Genomic DNA, 23,490 nt, shown 5'->3' with positions numbered 1-23,490 from the left:
CTGCACCGACGGCGCCGCCGTCGTCCGTCGAAAGGGTGGCCGTGGCCCCTCTCCTTCCCCGCGCTCCGCGCCCGCTGTCCTCCGCCCGCCGCGCTCTCGCGCCGGTCGCCCTGCTGGCCACCGGGGCCCTGCTGCTCACCGGGTGCTCGACCGGAACGGCGGGCGGGGAGTCCGAGGGCGGGTCCACCGCCGCGGCCGGCGCCACCGGCGAGTTCCCCCGGACCGTGCAGCACGAGTTCGGCGAGACCACGATCGAGGAGGCCCCCGAGCGCGTGGCCACGGTGTCCTGGGTCAACCACGACGTGGCGACCGCCCTCGGCGTGGTCCCGGTCGGGGTGCCCTCCCTGGACTTCGGCGCCAACGAGAACGGGTCCACGGACTGGTTCGACGCCGCGCTCGAGGAGTCCGGCGCCGAGGCCCCGGAGACGTACTCCGAGACGGACGGCATCAACTTCGAGGCGATCGCCGCCCTGGAGCCGGACGTCATCCTCGGCGCCTACTCCGGGCTGACGCAGGAGGACTACGACAAGCTCTCGGAGATCGCCCCCGTCGTCGCCTACCCCGAGGACGCCGTGGCCTACGGGACGTCCTGGCAGGACTCCACGGAGCTCATCGGCCAGGCCCTGGGCCGGGAGGAGAAGGCCGCCGAGGTCGTGGCGGACGTCGAGCAGCAGATCGCGGACGCGGCCGCCGAGTACCCGGAGCTGGAGGGCACCTCCTTCGTCTACGGCACGCTCGACCCCTCCGCGGCCGACCAGATCTTCGCCTACACCGCGGTGGACAACCGCCCCAAGTTCCTCGAGTCCCTCGGCATGGTCCAGTCCGAGGCGGTCACGGAGGCCGCCCGGGGCAAGGAGGACGAGTTCTACATCACCTGGTCCCCGGAGCGGGCCGACGAGCTGACCTCCGACGTCTTCGTGAGCTGGGCCGAGGACGAGGGCGTGCGCGAGTCCATCGAGAACGACCCCCTGCTCAGCCGCGTCCCCGCGGTGGCCGACGGCGCCCTGGTGCTCCAGAGCGACCAGCAGGAGGTGCTCTCGGTCTCGGCCGCGTCCCCGCTGAGCATCCCGTGGGCGCTCGAGAACGTGCTGCCGGACATCGCCGAGGCCGCGGCCTCGGCCGGCGGTCGGTGAGCCCCCGGTCCCGGTGAGCAGCACCAGCACGGTCTCCCCCGCCGCCCCCCGGGTCCCCGGCGCCGCCCAGCGGCGCCGGGGCCTCGCCCTGCTCGCCGCCCTCCTGCTCCTGGCGGTCTCCGCGGCGGCGTCCCTGTTCTGGGGCGCCCGCTCGGTGGATCCCGCCACGGTGGTCCAGGTGCTCGCCGGGCTGCCCGCCGCCCTCCTGGACGGCGGGTCCCAGCTCGCCGCGGGGCTGGGCATCGACGCGGCCGTGGTGCAGAGCCGGGTCCCGCGGACCCTCACCGCCGTGCTCGTCGGGGCGGCGCTCGCCGTGGCCGGCGCCGGCATGCAGGGCGTCAGCCGCAACCCCCTGGGCGACCCGGGGCTGCTGGGCCTGACCGCCGGCGCCTCCTGCGCCGTGGTGCTCGGGCTCGGCTGGCTCGGCCTGGTGGCCACGTGGCAGCTGACCGCGCTCGCCCTCACCGGCTCGGCCGTGGCCGCCGTGCTCGTCTTCGGCTCCTCCCGGCTGGGCGGCGGCGCCCCCACCCCGGCGGGCCTGGTCCTCTCCGGCGCCGCGGTCAGCGCCGGCTTCACCGCGCTGACCAGCTCCGTGGTGCTCAGCCAGCCGGCCGTCCTGGACCGCTTCCGGTTCTGGAGCATCGGCTCGGTCGCCCGCGCCGAGAGCACCGACCTCACCGCCGTGGCCCCCCTCGTGCTCCTCGGCGTGCTGCTCGTGCTGGGCGGCGCCTCCGGGCTCAACGCCATGGCCCTGGGCGACGAGCTCGCGCGCGGCCTCGGCGTGGACCTGGGCCTGCAGCGCGTGCTCGTCTTCGTGGGCGTGGTCCTGCTCTCGGGCTCCGCGACCGCCCTGGCCGGGCCCATCGCCTTCGTGGGCCTGCTCGTCCCCCACGCCGTGCGCCGCTTCCTGGGCGGCGACTACCGCTGGATCGTGCTGTTCAGCGCGGTGCTCGGGCCCGCGCTGCTGCTGCTGGCCGACGTCCTCGGGCGCGTGCTCACCCCGCCGCAGGAGATCCACGTGGGCATCACCACGGTGGTCCTGGGCGTGCCCGTGCTGCTGGCGCTGCTGCGCCGGGGACGGAGCGTGACGCTGTGACCGGCACCGTGCTCGCCCCCGCCCCCGCCGCCCCCGAGGACACCGGGGCCGCCGAGGCGCTGCGGGCGGTCCGCCGCACCCGCGCCCGCCGCACCCGCCGGGCCGTGGCCCTGCTCGCCCTCGCCCTGCTGGCGGCCCTCGCCGTGCGGGTGCTGCTGGGGCGCTACACGGTGACGATCCCCGACTTCTTCGCGATCCTCGCGGGCGAGCAGATCCCCGGGGCGAGCTTCATCGTCCTGCAGGAGAAGCTGCCGCGCGCCGTGCTGGGCGCCCTGGCCGGGACCGCCCTCGGCTGCTCCGGGGCGCTGTTCCGCCGGGTGCTGCGCAATCCGCTGGCCAGCCCAGACATCCTGGGCATCACCTACGGGGCCGCGGCCGGCGCCGTGGCGGGCACGGCACTGTGGGGCCTGCGCGGCACCGCCGTGTCCTGGACGGCGCTGGTCGGCGCGTTGCTCGCCGCCGCCCTGATCGCCACCGCCTCGGTGCGCCTGCGCGGCGGCGGGATCGTGGGCGAGCGGTTCCTGCTCGCCGGGATCGGCGTGGCCGCCCTGGCCCAGGCGGTCACCGCCGCCCTGCTGACGCGGCTGGCCCTGAACTCCGCCCAGGACGCCGCGGTCTGGACCGCAGGGTCCCTGAGCGCGGCCACGTGGGAGCGGATCACCGTGCTCGGCGCCTGCCTGCTGCTGGCGGTGCCCGCGGCCGTGGCCGTGCACCGGGCCCTCGAGCCCGCCGAGCTCGGCCCCGAGCTCGCCGCGGGACTGGGCGCCCACCCGGGCCGCAGCCGGGCCCTCGCCCTGGGGCTGGGCGTGTTGCTCGCCGCCGCCGCGACGGCCGCCACCGGCCCGCTGGCCTTCGTGGCCCTGATGTCCACCCCGGTGGCCACCGCCCTGACCCGCGGCCGGACCTCGATCCTGGCCTGCGCCCTCGTGGGCGCGGTGGTCGTGGTGGTCGCCGACTCGCTGGGATCGGACCTGCTGACGGGCACGCAGCTGCCGGCCGGCGTGGTCACCGGGGCCGTGGGCGCGCCCGTGATGCTGTGGCTGCTCGTGCGGCAGCGGAGAGGAGGAACCGCGTGACACCCGACCTGCACGCCGTGGCGGACCCGGAGGCCGAGGTCCCGGCGTTCCGGATGCGCGGGCTGTGCCTGGGCTACGACGACCGCACCGTGGTGCGGGAGGTCGACTTGGACATCCCGCACGGCGGCACCACTGTGCTCATCGGCGCCAACGGGTGCGGCAAGACGACGCTGCTCAAGGGCCTGTCCCGGCAGCTCAGGCCGCTGGCCGGAACCCTCGAGGCCGACGGCCGCGGGGTGCGCGAGTGGCACTCCCGCCAGTACGCCCGCTTCGTCAGCCTCCTGCCGCAGTCCCCGGTGGTGCCGGAGGGGCTGACCGTCGCCGAGCTCGTGGAGCGCGGCCGGCACCCCCACCGCCGCTGGTGGGGCGCCCCCTCCCCCGACGACGACGCGGCCGTGGCGCGGGCCATGGAGCTCACCGAGCTCACCGCGCTCGCCGGGCGCCCGGTGGAGGAGCTCTCCGGCGGGCAGCGCCAGCGGGTCTGGATCGCCCTGACCTTGGCCCAGCGGGCCCGCACCATGCTGCTCGACGAGCCCACCTCCTACCTCGACCTGGCCCACCAGGTGGACCTGCTGGACATGCTGCGCGGGCTCGAGCACCCGGAGGGACCGGGCCGGGGCCGGGCCACCGTGGTGGCCGTCCTGCACGAGCTGAACCTGGCCGCCCGCGTGGCCGACCGGCTCGTGGCGATGGCCGCGGGCCGGATCGTGGCCGTGGGCCCGCCGGCCGAGGTGCTCACCCCGGAGCTGCTGGCCGAGGTCTTCGGCCTGCGCGCCGACGTGGTGCCCGACCCCGTGGGCGGGCGCCCCGTCGTCCTGCCGCGCGGGCGGGCCCGGGAGGCCGCCCACCCCGCTCCGTCCGCCGGGACCCCGGTCCCGATCCCCGCGGCGGGCGCCCGCCCCGCCGCCGAGACCGTGAGGAACCTGCCGTGACCGTCACCAGCATCCCGGGGACCGCCCCCGCCGCCCCCGTGCTCTGCGTCGAGGCCGCCGTGACGTCCGTGACGCAGCTGTGCCCCTCGTTCCGCCGCATCACCCTGGCGGGCCCGGAGCTCGCCGGTCTCTCCCCCGCCCTGCTCGGGGCCGGGGACCTGACCCGGTGCCGGGACGCGTACATCAAGCTGCTCGTCCCGCCGCCCGGCCGGGCACCCGAGCGGGCGGACCTCTCCCTGGGCCTGCGCGAGGGCTGGTTCGCCCGCCCCGCCGAGGAGCGCGGCTGGATGCGCACCTACACCGTGCGCGGCGTCCGGCGCACCACCTTCTGCGGCATCGTGGTGCCGGAGCTGGTGATCGACGTCGTGGTGCACGACGGGCACGGCCAGGACGGGCCCGGCAGCCGGTGGGCGGCGGCCGCGGCCCCCGGCGAGCGCGTCTACCTGCTGGGCCCCGGCCCCGAGGAGCGGCCGTGGGCCGCCTGGGACCACGGCGGCGCGCGGCACGTGCTGGCCGTGGGGGACGAGACCGCGGCGCCGGCCCTCATGTCCGTCGCCGAGGAGTTCGCCGAGGAGTTCGCCGACGCCCCGCACACGGGCGCCGCCGACGGGTCCCGTCCCCGCCTCGACGTGGTGCTGGAGGTGCCGCACCGCGACGACGTGGCGGCCCACCGGCTGGCCGCCGAGCTGCCCGACGTGCGCCTGCACGTCCTGCCCCGCGCCGGCAGGGGGGCGCCCGCGGGGCACGGGCACCGGGCCGCCGCGCGGCTCGCGCGCCTGCTGGGGCTGCCCGGCGGGGCCGTGGACGACGTCCTGGCGGGCCGGCGTCCGCAGCGCGGGGAGCACGCGCCGGTGCCGCTGCGGGTCGGCGAGCGGCCCGAGGAGCCGCGGGCCTGGTCGGTGGCGGCCCCCGGGCGCGCCGACGTCCCCTACGTCTTCCTCGCCGGGGAGTCCGGCACGGTCAAGGCGCTGCGCCGGCTGTGCGTGGACGCCGCGGGCATCCCCAAGGACAACGTCTCCTTCATGGGCTACTGGCGGCAGGGGCAGGCCGAGTCCTGAGCCCGGTCCGCGCCGGGGGTCAGCCCTCCTCGGCGCGGGCCGTGACGCGCAGCACGGCGTCGTCGTCGCCGTTGGAGGTGGTCACCCACAGCGCGCCGTCCTCGGCGAGGGTCAGCGAGCGCAGGCGGCCGTGGTCGTTCTCGAGCTCCTCCATCCGCGTGGTGCCCGTGATCCCGGTGCCCTCCACCCGGTAGACCCCCACGCCGGTGTTCTTCAGCTCCGCCACGGCGAGGGCCCCGTCCCACGCCCCCCACTGCGGGCCCTCGAGGAAGGCGGCGCCGCTGACGGCCACGGTCGGGCGGCCGGAGGACCATGCGGCCTCGACCGCGTCCGGGAACTTCCCGAGGTCGGTCATCGGGGTGGACTCGTCGTAGCCGGGCACCGGGTCCCACCCGTAGTTGCCGCCGGGGCGCAGGACGTTGATCTCGTCGTCGCGGCCGGGGCCGTGCTCCGCCGACCACAGGGTGTCCGTGCCCGGCTGCACCGCGAGGCCCTGCACGTTGCGGTGGCCCAGGGTGTACACGGCGGCGGCGCTGCCCGGCCGGTCGGCGAACGGGTTGTCGTCCGGGACCGTGCCGTCGGGGTGCAGCCGCAGCGTCTTGCCCCCGAGCGAGCCGAGGTCCTGCGGGTTCTCGCCCTGCGCGGCGTCCCCGGTGCCCACGCGCAGGGTGCCGTCCGGGGCGAAGCGCAGCCGGCAGCCGCTGTGCCGGCCGGAGCTGATGGGCAGCCCGTCGACCACCGTCCCGGTGCGCTCGGCCGCCCGGGCGGACCCGTCGAGCCGCCAGCGGGTGACCCGGACGTCGCGCGGCCCGCCGTCCTCCGCCCGCGTCGCGTGGCACAGGAAGAACTCCCGGGTCCGGTCGAACTCCGGGGACACCGCCAGTCCCATCAGCCCCGCCTCGCTGCCCACGAACAGGTCGTCCAGGTCCGCGGCGACCTCGCGGGTGCCCTGCGCGTCGTGGGCCAGCAGCCGGCCGCCGCGCTCCGTGACCAGGGCGGTGCCCTCGGGGGTCAGGGCCACGTCCCAGGGATTGCTCAGCCCGTCGACGACGGTCTGCACCTCCAGGTCCGGGGCGGCGGCCGGGGCGCCCAGCTGCTCGCTCACGGGTCCGAGGCCGCCCGCGGCGCACCCGGTGAGCAGCAGCGCGGCGCACGCCGCAGCCGCTCCCACCACGCCCCACGGCCGCAGCTCGTCCCGGTCCCCCATGCTCTGCTCCTCTCCACCGTCCAGCATCCTCCCCCCGGCGCCCGCCCGGTACCCCGCGCAAGGTCACGTTCTGCTGGAAAAATCAAGTGCTGAACCGTGACCGGGGGCTCAGTAGGATGGGCCGGAGCCACCGGATCTTCCTGATTTCCCTGGTGGCTGGGCCGGTGCGGGGACGATCTCGCGCCGGCCCGCTCATGAGCCGTGCCGGCGCCCCGGCTCAACAGGTCCTCTCCTGCGCCGGGAGCACGCCCCGGAGCAGGTAGCCGTTGACGATCTCGTCCACGCAGAGGTTGCCCCGCAGGTAGGAGCCGTGCCCCTCTCCCTCCCGGGTGAGCAGGTGCCCGCCCTCCAGCTGGGCGGCCAGCGCCCGGGACCAGGCGTAGGGCGTGGCCGGGTCTCCCGTGCCGCCGACCACGAGGACGGGCCCGGCCCCGGCCCCGTCGACCGGTGCCGGCGGGGAGACCGGCTCGTAGGGCCAGACCCCGCAGGTGACCTCGTCGTGGCTGAAGTGGTCCCCGAGCGTGGGCGCGACCTCCTGCAGCCGCGCGTCCAGGGCCGCCATGGCCGCGGGGCTGTCGTCCACGGGGTAGTCCAGGCAGTTCACGGCCGTGTTCGCCTCGTCGGCGTTGCTGTACGTGCCGTCGGGATTGCGCCCGTACGCCGCGTCGGCCAGGAACATCAGCGCCGTCCCGTCCCCGTGGTGCAGGGCCCGGTCGAGCGCCTGGCCGAGGAACCACCAGATCCGGGAGTCGTAGAGGGGCGTGTAGATGCCGGCGAAGGCGTCCTCCACGGTCAGCGGCCGGCCGTCGGCGGTGGGCAGGGGTTGTGTCTCGAGGCGTTCCAGCAGGGCGTCGATCTGCGCCACGGCCTCGTCCACGGTCCCCTCGAGCGGGCAGCCGTCCTGCGGCAGGCAGGAGGCGGCGAAGACCCGCAGGGACCGCTCGAACGCGGCGGCCTGCTGGACGGTCATCTCGGCGTTGCCCAGGGCCGGGTCGACCGCGGCGTCCAGGACGAACCGGCCGGTGCGCTCGGGGAACAGCTCGGTGTAGGCGGCCCCGAGCTGGGTGCCGTAGGAGTAGCCCAGGTAGCTCAGCTGCTCGTCCCCCAGCGCCGCGCGCAGCAGGTCCAGGTCCCGGGCGGCGCTGTCGGTGTCGACCTCCCCCAGGAGCGGACCGGTGGTGGCGGCGCAGGCGGCGGCGAACTGCTCGGCGCGTGCGGTGCGCTCGGCCAGCCCCTCCGGGGTGTCCGGATCGACCGGGTCGGCGCGCCAGGCGTCGACGGTGGGCCCGTCCACGCACTCCACGGCCGTGGAGGCGCCCACGCCCCGGGGGTCGAAGCCCACCACGTCGTAGGCGGCGCGCACGCTCGGGTCCAGGCCGGCCGCCCAGTCCTCGATCCTCGCGGTGCCGGAACCGCCCGGGCCGCCGAAGTTCACGAGCAGCGAGCCCTGCCGCGCGGCGGTGCCGGTGCTCGCCACCCGGACGAGGGCGAGGTCGATCTCCCCGGCGGCCGGGTCGGCGTGGTCCAGCGGGGCGCGCACCGTGGCGCACTCGGCGGCCGCCCCGCACGGGGTCCATGCGATCTCCTGGGCGTAGAACCGCTCGAGCCCGGGAGGGGCCTGGGCGGCGACCGCGGCCGCGGTGCCCGGGACCGCGGCCGCCCCGGTGGCCGGGGCGCCCACGAGGAGGACGGTGAGGGCGAGCGCGGACGCTCCGCCGCGTGCCCGTGCGCGGCGGAGCCGCCGCGCACGGGCACGCGGCGGAGCGGGAATGGCGGTGGGCTGGCAGCGGTGCACGGCACATCACGTCCTCGGGACGAACGACCGGGATGCGGATCGGGATCGCGCGCGACGGCGCGGGCCGACCGGTGCCCACCGGTCTCGCGGGCGCCCGGACGACCGGACGTCCCGGTGCGCCGCCGTGTCCGAGCGCTCGCGACCAACTGTGCGGTGACGAGGGGCTTCAGAGTAGATGCGCCGTGCGGCGGGGGTCAACGATGTGTCGGGGCCGTCCCCGGTGCGCCCGGATCCGTCGCGGGAGGCAGCGCGGCGGGGGGCCCGCCCACGGCGCAGTGCGTCGGCGCGACCGCCGCCCGCGGCGGAGCCGCCCGGCCGGCCGGGGGTCCTGCGCGGGAGGCGGCCTGCTCCGCGGGGGTCCGGACGAGCAGCGCGGACAGCAGCCCGCCTACGACCAGCGTCCCGGCGCAGACCCGGGTGATCAGCACGAACGCGTCGCGCACCCGCTCGGGCTCGGCGAGGCCTCCGTCGCCGAGCCCGCCGAGCAGCGGCAGCGCGGCGACGGCGAGCAGGCCACCGGTGCGGGCCACCGCGTTGTTGACCCCGCTGGCCAGCCCCGCCTGCTCCTCGGGCAGGGCCGCGAGGACGGTGGCGGTCAGCGGCGTGACGATCAGGGTCAGCCCGGCCCCGAACACGGTCGTGGGCACGAGGACGTCGAGCACGTAGTCGGCCCCGGGCCCGACGCGGCCCAGCAGGGCCACCCCGAGCCCGGCGACCAGCGGCCCGAGCGTCATCAGGGGCCGGGGGCCGGTCCGGCTCATGAGGGCGCCGACGGGCGCCGAGAACACCAGCATGAGCAGGGTGACGGGCAGCAGGGACAGCCCGGCCGCGAGCGGGGAGAACCCCGCACCCACCTGCAGGGCCACGACCAGGGCGAAGAACACCGCCCCCAGGGCCGCGTAGACCAGCAGCGTGATGACGTTCACGACCACGAACAGGCGCACCCGGAGCACCGCGGGCGGCAGGACCGGGGCGCGCGAGCGCCGCTCCCACAGCAGGAACCCGGCCAGCAGCACCAGGCCCCCCGCGAGCAGGCCGAGCGGAACGGGGGCGCCCGGGCCCGCCTCGGCCGCCGCGGTGAGCCCGTAGGTGAGCGCCCCGAGGGCCAGCACCAGCAGCGCGGAGCCGGGCACGTCCGGTCGTGCGGCGGCCCCGGGATCCCGCGACTCGGGCACGCAGCGCAGGCTGATGACGACCACGGCCAGCGCGAGCGGCAGGTTGATCAGGAACACCCAGCGCCAGCTCACGGCCTGCACCAGCCATCCGCCGAGGAACGGGCCGACCGCCGCGGCGACCCCCGTGAGACCCGACCAGGCGCCGATCGCGCGGGCCCGGTCCTCGGGCGCGAACGAGGCCTGCAGGATCGCGAGGCCGGCCGGCGTCAGCAGCGCCCCGCCCACGCCCTGCACGGCGCGGGCGAGCACGAGGACCGTGGTGTCCGGGGCCAGGCCGCACAGCACGGACGCCGAGGCGAAGATCGTCACCCCGACGAGGAAGATCCGGCGCCGGCCGTACCGGTCCCCCAGCGCGCCGCCCAGGAGCACGAACGCGGCCAGCGTCAGGGCGTAGGCGTTGACGACCCAGGTCAGCCCGGCCGTTCCCGCCCCGAGGTCGGCCCCGAGGGAGGGCAGGGCGATGTTGACGACCGTCGCGTCGAGGAAGGACAGCGCCGAGCCCAGGACCGTCGCGGTGAGCACCCACCGGGCGCGGGCCTGCCCCCAGGTCAGCGGCGCCGCCGGGCCGCCGGCCGGACCGGCAGCGGCGCGGGCGGCGGAGTCGTTCATCGCGGCAGGACCAGGTCGTTCCCGGTGGGCGTCACCGGTGGATGTGCCGGCGCCAGTCGGCGGGAACGGCCCCCGCCGGGCCGGGGACCGGCTGGTCCTCCGGGCGGTGCTGCGGCGGGGCGAGCTCGGGGCCCTCCACGAAGGTGCCGGTGGCGTAGTCCCACCACCAGGACTCCCCGGGCTCGAAGCTGCGCACGTACCGGTGGCCCGTCCGCCGGTGGTGGGCGGTGGCGTGCTGGGCCGGGGAGGTGTCGCAGCACCCGATGTGCCCGCACCGGGCGCACCGGCGCAGGTGCACCCACCAGCCGCCGTCCGCCAGGCACTCGGCGCACCCGGTCCCGCTCGGGCCGGCGCCCACGTCGATGTCGTCCTCGGCCATGCCGACCACCCCCGCGTCGCGGGCCGCCGCACTGCGCGGCGCCCGGCACCACTGTCCCACGCCGGCGGATCCTCGACCACCCCTGGATTTCCCGGGGGGACGGCCGCACACTGGGCCGAGGAGGACGCCATGAACCACGCCGCTTTCCCCGAGATGCCCTACGAGCCCTGGCGGGAGACCCGGGAGACCGTCCACCGGTTCCTGCAGGTGGTCGGCAAGGTGCGGCTGGCGGCCGCGCCCCGCCGCAACCACTGGTGGAACGTGCCGTTCCACGTCACCGGTCGTGGCCTCACGACCCGCCCGATGGGCCGCGACCCGGTCTTCGCGATCGACCTGGACCTGCTCGACCACCGCCTGGACCTCAGCACCGCCACGGGGGTACGGCACTCCTTCGCCCTCCCGGGGCTGTCCGTGGCGGCGTTCCACGCCCGCCTGCTGCACGCCCTCGAGGCCGCCGGGGTGGACGTCACCATCGCCGACCCGCGCCCCTTCGACCTGCCCGACTCCGGGCGCCCGTTCGCCGAGGACACCGAGCACGCCGCCTACGACCCCGCCGCCGTGACCCGGTACTGGCAGGTGCTGGGGCAGGTGAACCTGCTGCTCGAGCGGTTCGCCGGCGAGTGGTCCGGCAAGACCAGCCCGGTCCACCACTTCTGGCACACGTTCGACATCGCGGTGACCCGCTTCGCCGACACGGCCGTGGACGTCCCGCCCGGCGCGGACCCGGTGACCGGCGAGGCGTACTCGCGGGAGGTCATCAGCTCCGGGTTCTGGTTCGGCGACGACGCCTTCCCCGAGCCGGCCTTCTACTCCTACACCGCCCCGGAGCCGGACGGGCTGGCCGCCGAGCCCCTGCGCCCGGACACCGCGCGGTGGACCGAGCGCGGCGGGAGCCACCTGGCGGTCCTGCGCTACGACGACGTCCGGGAACTGGCCGACCCGCACGGCGCCGTCCTCGAGTTCTGGGACAGCGCCTACCGGGCCGGGGCGCGCCGCAGCGGCTGGGACTTCACCCGCTACGACTGCCCGGGCGGAATCACGGACCCCCGCGTCTGAGGGACGGCGCTCAGCCGCTCTGCTGGGCCTGGCGCTGCGGGTCGAAGAACTTCCCGAGCACCACGGTGTCCTGCACGGCGTAGCCGAGCCGTTCGTAGAAGTCGCGCGTGCCCGCGTTGCCGGTGCGGACCATCAGCTGCATCTTCGGGATGCCGCGCTCGGCCACCCACTGCTCGCACGCGGCCATCAGCGCCCGGCCCAGGCCTCTGCCCCGGTGGGAGGGCCGCACCGCCACGTAGTACACCCAGCCCCGGTGCCCGTCGTGGCCGACCATCGCGGTGCCCACGAGCCCGTCCTCCTCGACGGCGGCCAGCACCGTGGACGAGGGCCCCGCCAGGGCCCGGGCCAGGTCCGCCCGCGGGTCGTTCCACGGCCGGGTCAGCCCCGCGTCCTCCCACAGGGCCACGGCGTCCTCGCAGAGGTGCTCGGGCAGTCGGTCGACGATCATGCGGCCTCCTTCGACCGGCCCATGCTCTCATGCGTCGCCGCGCCGAGCGGGCGTTCTCGCCCTGCGATAATGCGTCTGGCCCGCGGTGGTGATCTGCTTCACACTCGGTGATGACACCCGGCAGCGCCGACGAGGAGGAGACCCATGGTCTATCCCGCGAAGTACTCCGCCCTGAACGCCCTCGCTCTGACGGACGAGGCGAAGCGCACCCTGACGCGGGTCGTGCGGGTCGCGTTCCCGCACCCGCAGATCCCGGACGGCCCGTACGAACGGATGACCGAGAAGATCGTGGCGGAGGCCGAGAACTCCACCTGGTTCCGGATGGCCCTGACCCAGGGGCTGCTGACCCTCGACTCGCTGAGCGAGGAGCGGTTCGTGGACCTCCCCGACGAGGCCGCCCTGAACGTGCTCAAGCGGATCGCCGACCTCGAGTTCTTCGGGTTCGTCCGCCGCACCACCGTGCTGCACTTCTACGACGACCACGAGGTGTGGGAGGCCCTGGGCTACGAGGGCGAGTCGTTCTCGAAGGGCGGCTACCTGCACCGCGGCTTCGACGACCTCGACTGGCTGCCCGATCCGCGGGTCGAGGAGTCCGAGGAGGAGCTGCCCGAGTGCGGCCGCCTCGGCTACGCGGTGGTGACCGCCGCCCCCAAGGAGGGGTGGAACCTGGACCAGCAGGGCGCCTCCGAGACCACCGAGCAGCCCTTCAGCGACCTCTTCAAGGGGTCGGACGTCGTCGAGCCGGGAGAGACCGCATGACCACCACGCCCCAGGACCAGCAGCAGCGCTCCGCCCGGATCGAGCTGGACGACGACTCCGCCGTCGTCGTCATCGGCTCCGGCGCCGGAGGAGGAACACTGGCCCACGAGCTGACCGAGAAGGGCATCAAGGTGGTCCTGCTCGAGGCCGGGCCGCACCTGACCAGCGAGGACTGGGTCAACGACGAGTGGGAGGCCTTCCACCAGATGGCCTGGCTGGACCCCCGGACCACCACGGGGTCCTGGCGGATCGCCCGGGACTTCCCCAACCTCCCGGCGTGGCTGGTCAAGGCCGTCGGGGGGACCACCACGCACTGGTCGGGGGCCACGCCGCGGTTCAAGGCCCACGAGTTCCGCACGCGCAGCGTCTACGGGCGCGTGGACGGCGCCAACCTGCTCGACTGGCCGATCACGCTCGAGGACCTGGCCCCGTACTACGACCGCGCCGAGCGGAAGATCGGCAGCACCCACCGCCACGGCCGTCCCCCGCTGCCCGCGAACAACAACTACAAGGTGCTCGCGGCCGGCGCGCAGAAGCTCGGCTACCGGCACTACGCGACCGGCCCGTACGGGACCAACGCGGAACCGTACGACGGGCGCCCGGCCTCCATCCAGGACGGGTTCAACTTCCAGGGCGACAAGAACCGGTCCAAGTGGTCCACGCTCGTCTCGGAGATCCCCAAGGCCCTGCGCACCGGCTGCCTCGACCTGCGCCCGCAGTGCCACGCCGTGCAGATCACCCACACGGAGAAGGGCCTCGTCGACAGCGTGGTCTACGTGGACGGGGACGGCCAGGTGCAGCGGCAGCGGGCTCGGCTCGTGGCCGTGGCGTGCAACGCGATCGAGACGCCGCGGCTGCTCATGCTCTCGGCGTCCCCCCTGTTCCCGGACGGGCTCGCCAACTCGTCGGGGCAGCTGGGCCGCAACTACATGCGCCACACCACCGGGTCGGTCTACGCCCAGTTCGACCGCCCGGTGCACATGTACCGGGGCGAGACGATGGCCGGGCTCGTCGCCGACGAGTCCCGGCACGACGTGGACCGGGGGTTCGCCGGCGGCTACTACATGGAGACGATCTCCCTGGGGCCGGCCTTCCTGGCCAGCTTCGGGGACCCGGGTGCGTGGGGACCGGACTTCACCGCCCTGCTCGACGGCTACGAGAACACCGCCGGGATGTGGGTGGTGGGCGAGGACATGCCGCAGGAGACCAACCGGGTGACGCTCAACACCACGGTGACCGACCACCTGGGGCTGCCCGTGCCCAACGTGCACTTCGACGACCACCCGAACGACGTCGCGATGCGCAACCACGGCTACCAGCAGGGCTCCCTGCTCTACGAATCCGTGGGCGCGGTCTCCACGCACCGCACCCCGCCGTACCCGGCCACGCACAACATGGGCACGGCGCGGATGAGCGAGCGGCCCGAGGACGGGGTGACCAACGCGTTCGGCCAGACCCACGACGTGCCGAACCTGTTCGTCTCCGACGGCTCGCTGTTCACCACCGGGGCGGCGGCGAACCCGACGCTGACGATCGTGGCGCTGGCCACCCGCCAGGCCGACTACATCGCCGAGCAGCTGGCGGGCCGGCACCTGTAGCGCCCGCCCCGCGGCGGAGGACCGCTCAGTCGGCCAGGCGGCCGGCTGGGCAGTCCTCCGCCGCGCGCAGGGCGCGGCCCACCCGGTCGGCGGCGTCCCGGAGCACCGGGGCGATCGCCCGGTGCCGCCGCTCGAAGTCCGGCGGCCGCAGGGACACCGCCACGGAGCCGAGGGTGCGGCCCGCGGCGTCGAGCACGGGCGCGGCCAGGCAGGAGGCGCCGGGCACGAACTCCTCCCGCTCCACCGCGATGCCCTCGGCGCGCACGCGCCGGAGCTGCTGGTGCAGGGCCTCCGGTGTGCGGAGCGTCCGGTCCGTCAGGCCGGGCATGCCGTGGCGCTGGAGGTACTCCGCCACCTCGTCGCGGTCCATCCGGGCGAGCAGGATCTTGCCGAAGGCCGTGGCGTGGGCCGCGTCGGTGAACCCGAAGTCCAGGGGGTCGAGCCGGGGCCGGCGCGGGGAGTCGACCACGTGGGCCACCACGATGGCGTCCCCGCGGTACACCGCGAAGTAGGCGGCGGCGTCGGCCGTGGCGTGCAGGTCGCGGACCGCGCGCCGGACCGTGCCGGGCGTGCCGACCTGCTGGCGCAGGGACGTGTCGAGGGCGTGCACCTTGTAGCCCAGCCCGTAGCGCCGCTGGTCCTTGAGGTGGACCACGTGCTCGGAGGCCACGAGCGTCTGCAGCAGCCGGTAGACCGAGGGCAGCGGGATCCCGAGCGCGGCGCTGATGTCCTTGGCCGTCGCACCCCGGGGGTCCCGCGCCACGACGTCGAGCAGCGCGAAGGCCTTCTGGACGGAGGCCATGCCGGCGTCACGTGTGGTCATGCCTCATATTGTGGCGGTCGGCGTTGCAAGTGCCAATGGCCCGGGAGCGTCGCTCCCGGGCCACGGACGGTCCACCGGGCGTGCCACCGGGGGCCTCGGCGGACGCCCCGGTGCACGTCCCGGCGGGAACTCACTCGACCGTGATCTCGCCCATCCGGTTCCAGCCCTGGGCGGAGATCGTCTCGCTGATGATCTGCGGGGTCTCCACGAGCGCCTGGGGCGCCTCCGCCGTGAACTTCCGGAAGTGCTCGCTGTTCACGTGCGGCCCGGCGGCGTCGTCCTGGAAGGCCTCGACGAGCACGAACTCGTTCGGGTCGTCCACGCTGCGGGACCAGTCGAACCACAGGTTGCCCGGCTCCTGGCGGGTGGCCTCCGTGAAGTCCCGCGAGAAGTCGATCCAGCGCTCCGACCACTCCGGCTTCACCTTGAACTTGACGACGATGAAGATCATCCCTGCTCCCTTCTCGGCGGACGCCCCGGGCACGGGTCCCGGTGCTCTCCTGGTCAGTGTCGCGGTCCGCGGCCCGGCCCGCCAAGGCAGGTTATCGCGGACCGATAACCGCGGGACGCCCGCGCGCTGCGGGGTCCGGCGGCTCCGGCCCCGGGCCCGGGCGGCAGGAGGCGCCGCCCGGGTGAGATCATGGACGCATGACCCGCGACCTCACCACCGCCCTCGAGGACGACCTACGGGCACGCATCGTCGACGGGCGCATCGCCCCCGGCGAGCGCCTGCCCAGCGAGAGCAGCCTGCTCGCCTTCCGCACCGGGGCGGAGTCCGGGGCCGCGGCGGGCAGCCCCGTGAGCCGCACGGCCGCCGCGGGCGAGGGCTGAGCCGGGATGCGCGAGATCGAGGTGGTCGCCGGCACAGCGGTGTCGCCGGTGCAGATGCTGCGGGCCCTGCGGGACCAGCCCGGGCTGGTGGCCCTGTTCGGGGACTGGGACGGCGGGGACGACCTGATCGGCTTCCGGCCCGTGCACGTGCTGGCCCCGGGAGAGGACCCGTTCGCCGCCCTGGACACGGTGCCCCCGGCGGCCGCCCCGGGCACGGCGCCTCCGCCCACGACACCGGACGCGGTGCCCCCGCTCGCCGACCCGGACGGGACGCCCCCGTGCGCGGCCCCGGACGCGGCGCCCCCGTGCGCGGCCCCGGACGCGGCGCCCCCGTGCGCGGCCTCGGACACGGCGCCCCCCGGACCGGCCGGGGCGACGGCGGACGGGCCCGGCGCCGCGGCGGCCGGCCCGGGCTGGATCGGGTACCTCGGCTACCAGCTGTCCCGGCGGCTGGAGCGCCTCCCCGCGCCCCCGCCGCGCCCGGCGCGGCTGCCGGAGCACCACCTGGGCTTCTACGACCACGTGCTGCGCCGGCGGGCCGGCCGCGGGGACTGGGTGCTCGAGCGGTGGCCCGGGGCCGACCCGGCCCGGACGGCCGCGGCCCGCGGGATCGTCCGCGACGCCCTGGCGGGCCCGAGCGGCCCGGAGGCCTACCGGTGCGGGCCCTTCCGCGCGGACGCCTCCGCGGCCGAGCACGCCGCCGCCGTGACCGCGGCGCTCGGGCACATCCGGGACGGTGACATCTTCCAGGCCAACATCTGCCGCGGCCTCGAGGCCTCCTTCGAGGGCGACGCCCTGGACCTCTTCTGCGCCGGGCACGAACGGCTGGCCCCGCGCTTCGCGGCCTTCCTGCGGCTGCCCGGCGGCGCCGTGGCCAGCCTGTCGCCGGAACTGTTCCTGCGCCGCACCGGGCGTGCCGTGCTGAGCTCCCCCATCAAGGGCACCGCGCCGGCCGTCACCGACCCGGCGGAGCTGCACGCCTCGGCCAAGAACCGCGCCGAGAACGTCATGATCGTGGACCTGATGCGCAACGACCTCTCCCGGGCGTGCGTGCCCGGGTCCGTGCGGGCCCCGGCCGCGCCCCGGGTGGAGCCGCACACCGGGGTGCACCATCTCGTGGCGGACGTGCGGGGCCTGCTGCGTCCGGGCCTCGGCGACGGCGACCTGCTGCGGGCAACGTTCCCGCCCGGCTCCTGCACGGGCGCCCCCAAGATCCGGGCCATGGAGATCATCAACGCGCTCGAGCCGGCCGGCCGCGAGGTCTACACGGGCGCGGTCGGCTGCGCCGGTCCGGGCGGCCTGGTGCTCAACGTGGCGATCCGCACGTTCGAGTTCACCGGGAACCGGGTCCGGCTCGGCGTGGGCGGCGGGATCGTGGCCGACTCGGACCCGGCCGACGAGGCCCACGAGACCCTCGTCAAGGCGGTGCCCCTGCTCGACGCCGTCGAGGCGGAGCTGGACACCCCTCTGCGGCAGGACTGGGACTCCCACGACGGGCCGGCCCCGGCCGCGCCGCCCGCCCCGGACGTCCCCTCCCCGGTCTCGACCTCCGCAGTCCCGACCTCCACCGCGCTGCCCGTGCTGCCGGGCCCGCTGTTCGAGCTGCCGGCCCGGGTCCCGCTGCGCGCCGAGGGCGTGTTCACCACTCTCCTCGTGGAGGAGGGCGAGCCCGCCCAGCTCGACGCCCACCTGCGCCGCCTCGGCGCCAGCTGCCTCGCCTGCTGCGGGACGGCGCTGCCACGGGGCGTGCGCGAGGAGGTGCTGGAGCACGCCGCCGCGCTGCCCGGCCCCCACCGGCTGCGGATCACGGCGGCGCCCACCCCGGAGGGTGCCCTGGACGTGCGGGTGACCGCCACGGCGCTGCCGCCGGGACCGGTGCCCCCGTGGCGGCTGGTCCCCGTGCGGCTGCCCGGCGGCCTGGGCGGGCACAAGTGGGCGGACCGGCGGGCGCTCGCCCACGAGCCCGAGCCCGGGCTGTGGTCGCGCAGCTGCGACCCGCTGCTCGTGGACACCGACGGCACGGTCCTGGAGACCGGTCGCGCCAACCTTTTCGCAGTGCTGGACGACACCGTGGTCACCCCGCCCGCGGACGGCCGCATCCTGCCCGGGGTGGTGCGGGCCCGCGCCCTGGAGGCGCTGCGCCGATCGGGGCGCCCGGTCGACGAGCGGCCGCTGCGGCTCGAGGAGCTCGCCGCGGCCACGGAGGTGTTCGTGACCAACTCGGTGGCCGGCGCCCACCCCGTCGGCTCCGTGGACGGCCTGGCCCGCTGGCAGCCGGGCCCGGTCGTGCACTCCCTGGGCTCCCTCACCGCCCGCTGAGGTCGCGGCTGACGGCGGCCCACCCGTGCTCGGTCACTGTCACCCGCAACCTCGGCGGGGAGGTGCGGGGAGCGGAAGGAGGGGTCAGAAGACGATGGTCTGGCGGTCGTGGCGGACGACCCGGTCCTGGCAGTGCCACAGCACCGCGCGGGCGAGCACCTGCCGTTCCACGTCGGCGCCGCGCCGGGCGAGGTCCTGGGCGGTGTCCCGGTGGGAGACCCGCACCACGTCCTGCTCGATGATCGGGCCCTCGTCGAGGTTCTCGGTGACGTAGTGCGCCGTGGCGCCGATGATCTTCACGCCGCGCTCCTTGGCCTTGCGGTAGGGCTCGGCGCCCACGAAGGCGGGCAGGAACGAGTGGTGGATGTTGATCACCGGCACGCCCACGGCCTCGAGGAACGGTGAGGAGAGGATCTGCATGTAGCGGGCCAGCACCACGAGGTCGACGTTGCCGTCCAGCAGCCGCAGGTGCTCCGCCTCGGCGGCGGCCTTGTCCTCGGTGGGCACGTGGAAGAAGGGGATGCCGAAGCCCCGCACGTCCTGCGCCAGGTCCGGATGGTTGGAGACGACCATCGAGATCGTCGCCGGCAGCTGGCCGCGACGCTGGCGCCAGATGAGGTCCAGCAGGCAGTGGTCGGCCCGTGAGGCGAAGATCGCCACCCGCCGCGGCACCGAGAGGTCCGTGAACCGCCACTGCAGGTTGAAGCCGCCCGTGAGGGCCGCGGCGAGGTCCTGCTCGAGCGCGGGCCGCAGCGCCGTGTAGTCGGGCAGGTGGAAGACCGTGCGCTGGAAGAACGCCCCGCCCTCGGGGTCGTCGGAGTGCTGGTCGAGCGCCACGATGTTCGCCCCGTGCCGGGCCAGCACGGAGGTCACGACGGCGACGATGCCCGGCTGGTCCCGGCCGTGCACCACGAGGCTGGCGTGGTCGGGGCGGAGCGCGGACTGCTGCGGGGGCCTCATGACGCCACCCGCTCCCCGCCGAACTGCCGGACCCAGCCGGCCGTGGCCCCCAGCCCGCCGAAGGTGTAGAAGTGCAGCCGCACCGGCCCGTGGACCCCGGCGTCGCAGCCCGCGGCGAGGTCGTGCAGGAAACGGTCGGGGCCCGCGGTGCCCAGCAGGTGCGTGAGGGAGAAGCCGTACTTCTGCGCGATCCCCGCCGAGGTGGCCACGCCGAAGCGGCGGGCGTGGCCGAGCAGCCGGCGGACCCCCGCCGGGCCCGGCACGCCGATCCGCACCGGGGCGTCGATCCCGCGGCGGCGGGCCTCGGCCAGCCACGACAGCACCGGCGCGGTGTCGAAGCCGAACTGGGTGATCACCGTGGCTTCGAGGCCCTGCTCGCGCAGGGCGGCCGTCTTGGCCGCCAGCGCCGACCACAGGACGTCGTCGTCGACGGCGGGGTGGCCCTCCGGATAGCCGCCGATGCCCACGCCCCGCACGCCGTGGCGCTGGAGCACCCCGCTGCGGATGACCGCGAGGGCGTCCTCGTAGGGTCCCTGCGGGGTTGCCGGGTCACCGCCCACCACGAGCACCTCCTCGGCGGCGCCGGCCTCCGCGAGGTGCGCGAGGAAGGCGTCGAGCTCGCCCGGGGAGCGCAGCCGCCGGGCCGAGACGTGGGGGACCGGCACGAACCCGTGCTCGCGCACGGCCCGGGCGGCGGCCACGCGCAGCGCCGGGTCCTCGTGCCCCAGGAAGGTGACGTTGACCCGGGTGCCCGGGGGGATCATCGGGGCCGCCTCGTGCAGGGCGGGCACGTCCCGGCCCGTCATCTCCAGCGAGAAGTCCGTGAGCATCTCCACGGCGGCCGGGCTCCCGGTGGGCGTGCTGATCGGCATGGTCCCGTCCTCTCCACGGCGCCGGACCGGCGGGCGCCGCGCACGGGCGCCCGCGCACGGCAGGTGCCACCAGTATGCACAGCAGCCCCCGGGCCCGTGGCACGTCGGTGTCATGGGGACCCCGTTGCTTTCCGCGGACATCTCCTCTACGGTTGTGGTCGTAGTCACAGAGCTGCAGCCATCGACGTGCGGCGGGAGAGTCCCGCTCTGCCACACCGATCGGGCGCCGTAGGAGCAATTTCCTCCCCGGGAAACTCTCAGGCCCACGTACCGTCGCACCGAGGCACATCTGGAAAGTAGCGCGGAGTGCTCCGCGCTCGCCGAAGGAGCAAGCCCCACCCCGTCCGGGTGCGGCGGAAACTCTCAGGCTGTGCAACAGATCGGGGAGGAACCCACAGACCGCGCGGGCCGACCGCGCAGAATCCTGGAGTTCCTCGATGACGATCATCTCCGCACCTCCCACCACGACCGCTGAGACCGGCGAGCACGTCTTCGCCGACCGCCACATCGGCACGGGCCCCGACGACGCCGCCACGATGCTGGACGCGCTCGGCTACGCCAGCGTCCAGGACCTGGTCGACACGGCCGTGCCCGCCGACATCCGCCAGGACGCGCCCCTGGACCTGCCCGCCGCGCGCTCCGAGGCCGAGGCCCTCACGGAGCTGCGGCGGATGGCCGCGAAGAACGTCCTCAGGACCCAGATGATCGGCCAGGGCTTCTCCGACACCCTCACCCCGCCGGTGATCCTGCGCAACGTGCTGGAGAGCCCCGCCTGGTACACCGCCTACACCCCCTACCAGCCCGAGATCTCCCAGGGCCGGCTGGAGGCGCTGCTGAACTACCAGACGATGGTCGCGGACCTGACCGGGCTGCCCGTGGCCAACGCCTCCCTGCTCGACGAGGCCTCCGCCGTGGCCGAGGCGGTGCTGCTGATGCGCCGGACCAACAAGGCCCGCGCCGAGGCCCGCACCGTCCTCGACGCCAACCTCTTCCCGCAGACCCTCGCCGTGGTGCAGGGCCGCGCCCGCGCCCTCGGCTTCGAGGTGGAGGTCGCGGACCTCTCGGCGGGGCTCCCCGAGGGCGAGATCTCCGGGATCGTGCTCCAGCAGCCGGGCGACGACGGCGCCGTGGTCGACCACGCCGCGGTCGTCGCCGCGGCCAAGGAGCGCGGGGCCATGGTGACCGTGGCCGCCGACATCCTGTCCCTGACCCTCATCGTCCCCCCGGGCGAGCAGGGCGCGGACATCGCCGTCGGCAGCACCCAGCGCTTCGGCGTCCCCCTGTTCTTCGGCGGCCCGCACGCCGCCTACATGGCCGTGCGCAAGGGCCTGGAGCGCTCCCTGCCCGGCCGTCTCGTGGGGGTCTCCACCGACGACGCCGGGGCCCAGGCCTACCGGCTCGCGCTGCAGACGCGCGAGCAGCACATCCGCAGGGAGAAGGCGACCTCCAACATCTGCACCGCCCAGGCGCTGCTCGCGGTGGTGGCCTCCATGTACGCCGTCCACCACGGCCCCGCCGGGCTCAAGGCGATCGCCCAGCGCGTGCACCGCCACGCCCGCACCCTGGCCGCCGTCCTGACCGAGGCCGGCATCGAGCTGGTCGCGGACACCTTCTTCGACACCGTCGCCGCCCGGGTCCCCGGCCGCGCCAAGGCCGTCGTCGAGGCCGCCGAGGCCCTGGGCGTGAACCTGCGCCTGGTCGACGCGGACACCGTCTCGGTCTCCGCCGACGAAGCCACGACGGTGGAGCACCTGGTCGCGGTGGCCGAGGCCTTCGGCGTCGCCCGCGCCGAGGGCGCGGTGGCCGCCGCGCAGGACCGGCTCCGGGGCGAGGACCTGGCCTTGCCGCAGACCCTCGTGCGCACCTCGGAGTACCTGACGCACCCGGTGTTCAACACCATCCGCTCCGAGACCCAGATGCTGCGCTACCTGCGCCGGCTCTCCGACCGCGACCTGGCCCTGGACCGCACCATGATCCCGCTGGGCTCGTGCACCATGAAGCTCAACGCCACCGCCGAGATGGAGTCCATCTCCTGGCCCGAGTTCGCCGGGATCCACCCGTTCGCCCCGGACCACCAGACCGCCGGGTGGCGTGAACTCATCGCCGACCTCGAGGCCCGCCTGTGCGCGATCACCGGCTACGCCGGGGTGTCCATCGCCCCGAACGCCGGCTCGCAGGGCGAGTACGCCGGACTGCTGGCCATTCGCCAGTACCACCTGGCCAACGGCGACACCGACCGGACCGTCTGCCTGATCCCGGCCTCGGCGCACGGCACCAACGCCGCCTCCGCCGTGCTGGCCGGGTTGAAGGTCGTGGTGGTGAGGACGGCCGGCGACGGCACCATCGACGCCGCCGACCTCGACGCGAAGCTCGAGGCCCACCGGGACCGGCTGGCGGCCATCATGATCACCTACCCCTCCACGCACGGGGTCTACGACGCCGACGTGCGCGAGGTCTGCGACAAGGTCCACGCCGCCGGCGGGCAGGTCTACATCGACGGGGCGAACCTCAACGCCCTGGTCGGCCTGGCCCAGCCGGGCCGCTTCGGCGGGGACGTCTCCCACCTGAACCTGCACAAGACCTTCTGCATCCCCCACGGCGGCGGCGGGCCCGGCGTCGGACCGGTGGCCGTGGCCGAGCACCTGGTGCCATTCCTGCCCGGCGTCGCGGCCGGGGAGTCCAACGGCCGCACGGGCACGCCGGTGACGGCGGCCCCCTACGGCTCGGCCGGGGTGCTGCCCATCTCATGGGCCTACATCGCGATGATGGGCGGGGAGGGCCTCACCGAGGCCACGAAGCACGCCCTGCTGACCGCCAACTACGTGGCGGCGCGCCTGGGCGAGCACTTCCCGGTGCTCTACACCGGCAACCGCGGCCTCGTGGCCCACGAGTGCATCCTCGACCTGCGCGAGCTGACCGCCCGCAGCGGGGTCACCGCCGAGGACGTGGCCAAGCGCCTGATCGACTACGGCTTCCACGCCCCCACCCTGTCCTTCCCGGTGGCGGGGACCCTGATGGTCGAGCCGACCGAGTCCGAGGACCTGGCCGAGCTGGATCGCTTCGTCGAGGCGATGATCTCCATCAAGGGCGAGATCGACCAGGTCCTGGCCGGGGACTGCCCGGTGGAGGACTCGCCGCTGCGGCGGGCCCCGCACACCGCCGTCGCCGTCGCCGCCACGGACTGGGACCGTCCCTACTCCCGCGAGCAGGCGGCCTTCCCCGTCCCCTCCCTGCGGCAGGACAAGTACTTCCCGCCCGTGGGCCGCATCGACGGCGCGGCCGGGGACCGGACCCTGATCTGCTCCTGCCCGGCCCCCGAGGCCTTCGAGAACTGACCCGGCGCGGCCACGAAAGGCACCGAGAC

Annotated in this window: 20 protein-coding genes and 1 riboswitch; of the genes, 11 read left to right on the top strand and 9 right to left on the bottom strand. The window is 75.5% G+C overall.

What is annotated here, in order from left to right; translation table 11 throughout:
* Nucleotides 1-41: 41 nt before the first annotated feature.
* From GMA12_RS14240 to GMA12_RS19595, 5 genes are read left to right on the top strand one after another with little or no spacing between them, the layout of a single operon-like run.
* Nucleotides 42-1,133: an iron-siderophore ABC transporter substrate-binding protein gene (locus tag GMA12_RS14240; protein WP_370831644.1), complete on the top strand. Its 1,092-nt coding sequence runs from the start codon at nt 42-44 to the stop codon at nt 1,131-1,133.
* 13 nt (nt 1,134-1,146) lie between these two features.
* On the top strand, nt 1,147-2,229 hold the full coding sequence (locus tag GMA12_RS14235; protein WP_162459889.1) for a FecCD family ABC transporter permease: 1,083 nt from the start codon (nt 1,147-1,149) through the stop codon (nt 2,227-2,229).
* Nucleotides 2,226-3,305 (top strand): FecCD family ABC transporter permease, encoded by a 1,080-nt coding sequence (locus GMA12_RS14230; RefSeq protein WP_162459888.1) that lies wholly within the window; start codon nt 2,226-2,228, stop codon nt 3,303-3,305. The genes GMA12_RS14235 and GMA12_RS14230 overlap by 4 nt, the downstream gene beginning before the upstream one ends.
* Before the next feature lie 53 nt (nt 3,306-3,358).
* On the top strand, nt 3,359-4,237 hold the full coding sequence (locus tag GMA12_RS14225) for an ABC transporter ATP-binding protein (RefSeq protein ID WP_240898859.1): 879 nt from the start codon (nt 3,359-3,361) through the stop codon (nt 4,235-4,237).
* Complete coding sequence (locus GMA12_RS19595; protein ID WP_370831639.1) at nt 4,234-5,295, top strand: siderophore-interacting protein; 1,062 nt, start codon at nt 4,234-4,236, stop codon at nt 5,293-5,295. The genes GMA12_RS14225 and GMA12_RS19595 overlap by 4 nt, the downstream gene beginning before the upstream one ends.
* Before the next feature lie 19 nt (nt 5,296-5,314).
* Here the strand turns inward: GMA12_RS19595 and GMA12_RS14215 are convergent, their stop codons facing one another.
* The 4 genes from GMA12_RS14215 to GMA12_RS14200 form a co-directional block, all read right to left on the bottom strand.
* Complete coding sequence (locus GMA12_RS14215; protein ID WP_156270131.1) at nt 5,315-6,502, bottom strand: PQQ-dependent sugar dehydrogenase; 1,188 nt, start codon at nt 6,500-6,502, stop codon at nt 5,315-5,317.
* 217 nt (nt 6,503-6,719) lie between these two features.
* Nucleotides 6,720-8,183: an alpha/beta hydrolase gene (locus tag GMA12_RS14210; RefSeq protein ID WP_156270130.1), complete on the bottom strand. Its 1,464-nt coding sequence runs from the start codon at nt 8,181-8,183 to the stop codon at nt 6,720-6,722.
* 308 nt (nt 8,184-8,491) lie between these two features.
* The gene (locus GMA12_RS14205) at nt 8,492-10,081 is read right to left on the bottom strand and encodes an MFS transporter (protein ID WP_156270129.1); all 1,590 of its coding nucleotides are present in this window, start codon (nt 10,079-10,081) and stop codon (nt 8,492-8,494) included.
* 31 nt (nt 10,082-10,112) lie between these two features.
* Complete coding sequence (locus GMA12_RS14200; RefSeq protein ID WP_156270200.1) at nt 10,113-10,460, bottom strand: UBP-type zinc finger domain-containing protein; 348 nt, start codon at nt 10,458-10,460, stop codon at nt 10,113-10,115.
* Nucleotides 10,461-10,589: 129 nt separating this feature from the next.
* Here GMA12_RS14200 and GMA12_RS14195 point away from each other — a divergent pair, with 129 nt between their 5' ends.
* A complete protein-coding gene (locus tag GMA12_RS14195) occupies nt 10,590-11,516 on the top strand; it encodes a DUF5996 family protein (protein WP_156270128.1) in 927 nt (308 codons plus the stop codon).
* Nucleotides 11,517-11,526: 10 nt separating this feature from the next.
* On the opposite strand, the gene GMA12_RS14190 is transcribed toward GMA12_RS14195, so the two are convergent.
* Nucleotides 11,527-11,964, bottom strand: coding sequence for a GNAT family acetyltransferase (locus GMA12_RS14190; protein WP_156270127.1), 438 nt, complete (start codon nt 11,962-11,964; stop codon nt 11,527-11,529).
* Between the two features lie 144 nt (nt 11,965-12,108).
* Between GMA12_RS14190 and GMA12_RS14185 the strand changes: the two genes are divergently transcribed.
* Together GMA12_RS14185 and GMA12_RS14180 are read left to right on the top strand one after the other, a co-directional pair.
* Complete coding sequence (locus GMA12_RS14185; RefSeq protein WP_156270126.1) at nt 12,109-12,723, top strand: hypothetical protein; 615 nt, start codon at nt 12,109-12,111, stop codon at nt 12,721-12,723.
* Nucleotides 12,720-14,321: a GMC family oxidoreductase gene (locus tag GMA12_RS14180; protein WP_156270125.1), complete on the top strand. Its 1,602-nt coding sequence runs from the start codon at nt 12,720-12,722 to the stop codon at nt 14,319-14,321. The genes GMA12_RS14185 and GMA12_RS14180 overlap by 4 nt, the downstream gene beginning before the upstream one ends.
* 25 nt (nt 14,322-14,346) lie before the next feature.
* Here the strand turns inward: GMA12_RS14180 and GMA12_RS14175 are convergent, their stop codons facing one another.
* Both GMA12_RS14175 and GMA12_RS14170 read right to left on the bottom strand, forming a co-directional pair.
* Entirely contained in the window at nt 14,347-15,144 is a 798-nt protein-coding gene (locus GMA12_RS14175) for an IclR family transcriptional regulator (protein ID WP_156270124.1), read from the bottom strand.
* A 130-nt stretch (nt 15,145-15,274) separates the two neighbouring features.
* A complete protein-coding gene (locus tag GMA12_RS14170; RefSeq protein ID WP_156270123.1) occupies nt 15,275-15,595 on the bottom strand; it encodes a putative quinol monooxygenase in 321 nt (106 codons plus the stop codon).
* Nucleotides 15,596-15,792: 197 nt separating this feature from the next.
* Between GMA12_RS14170 and GMA12_RS19590 the strand changes: the two genes are divergently transcribed.
* Together GMA12_RS19590 and GMA12_RS14160 are read left to right on the top strand one after the other, a co-directional pair.
* Nucleotides 15,793-15,975, top strand: coding sequence for a GntR family transcriptional regulator (locus tag GMA12_RS19590; protein ID WP_156270122.1), 183 nt, complete (start codon nt 15,793-15,795; stop codon nt 15,973-15,975).
* A gap of 6 nt (nt 15,976-15,981) precedes the next feature.
* Complete coding sequence (locus GMA12_RS14160) at nt 15,982-18,294, top strand: bifunctional anthranilate synthase component I family protein/class IV aminotransferase (RefSeq protein WP_156270121.1); 2,313 nt, start codon at nt 15,982-15,984, stop codon at nt 18,292-18,294.
* A gap of 84 nt (nt 18,295-18,378) precedes the next feature.
* Here the strand turns inward: GMA12_RS14160 and purU are convergent, their stop codons facing one another.
* Both purU and GMA12_RS14150 read right to left on the bottom strand, forming a co-directional pair.
* Entirely contained in the window at nt 18,379-19,254 is an 876-nt protein-coding gene (gene purU / locus GMA12_RS14155; protein WP_156270120.1) for a formyltetrahydrofolate deformylase, read from the bottom strand.
* Nucleotides 19,251-20,126 (bottom strand): methylenetetrahydrofolate reductase, encoded by an 876-nt coding sequence (locus GMA12_RS14150; protein WP_156270119.1) that lies wholly within the window; start codon nt 20,124-20,126, stop codon nt 19,251-19,253. Before GMA12_RS14150 ends, purU begins: the two co-directional genes overlap by 4 nt.
* A 182-nt stretch (nt 20,127-20,308) precedes the next feature.
* Nucleotides 20,309-20,409, top strand: a riboswitch (glycine riboswitch).
* A 154-nt stretch (nt 20,410-20,563) separates the two neighbouring features.
* On the opposite strand from GMA12_RS14150, the gene gcvP reads away from it, so the two are divergent.
* Entirely contained in the window at nt 20,564-23,461 is a 2,898-nt protein-coding gene (gcvP, locus tag GMA12_RS14145; protein WP_156270118.1) for an aminomethyl-transferring glycine dehydrogenase, read from the top strand.
* Nucleotides 23,462-23,490 lie beyond the last annotated feature (29 nt).

Source organism: Kocuria sediminis, assembly GCF_009735315.1.
Lineage (GTDB): Bacteria > Actinomycetota > Actinomycetes > Actinomycetales > Micrococcaceae > Kocuria > Kocuria turfanensis.
This window is presented reverse-complemented; position numbering and strand designations above follow the sequence as displayed.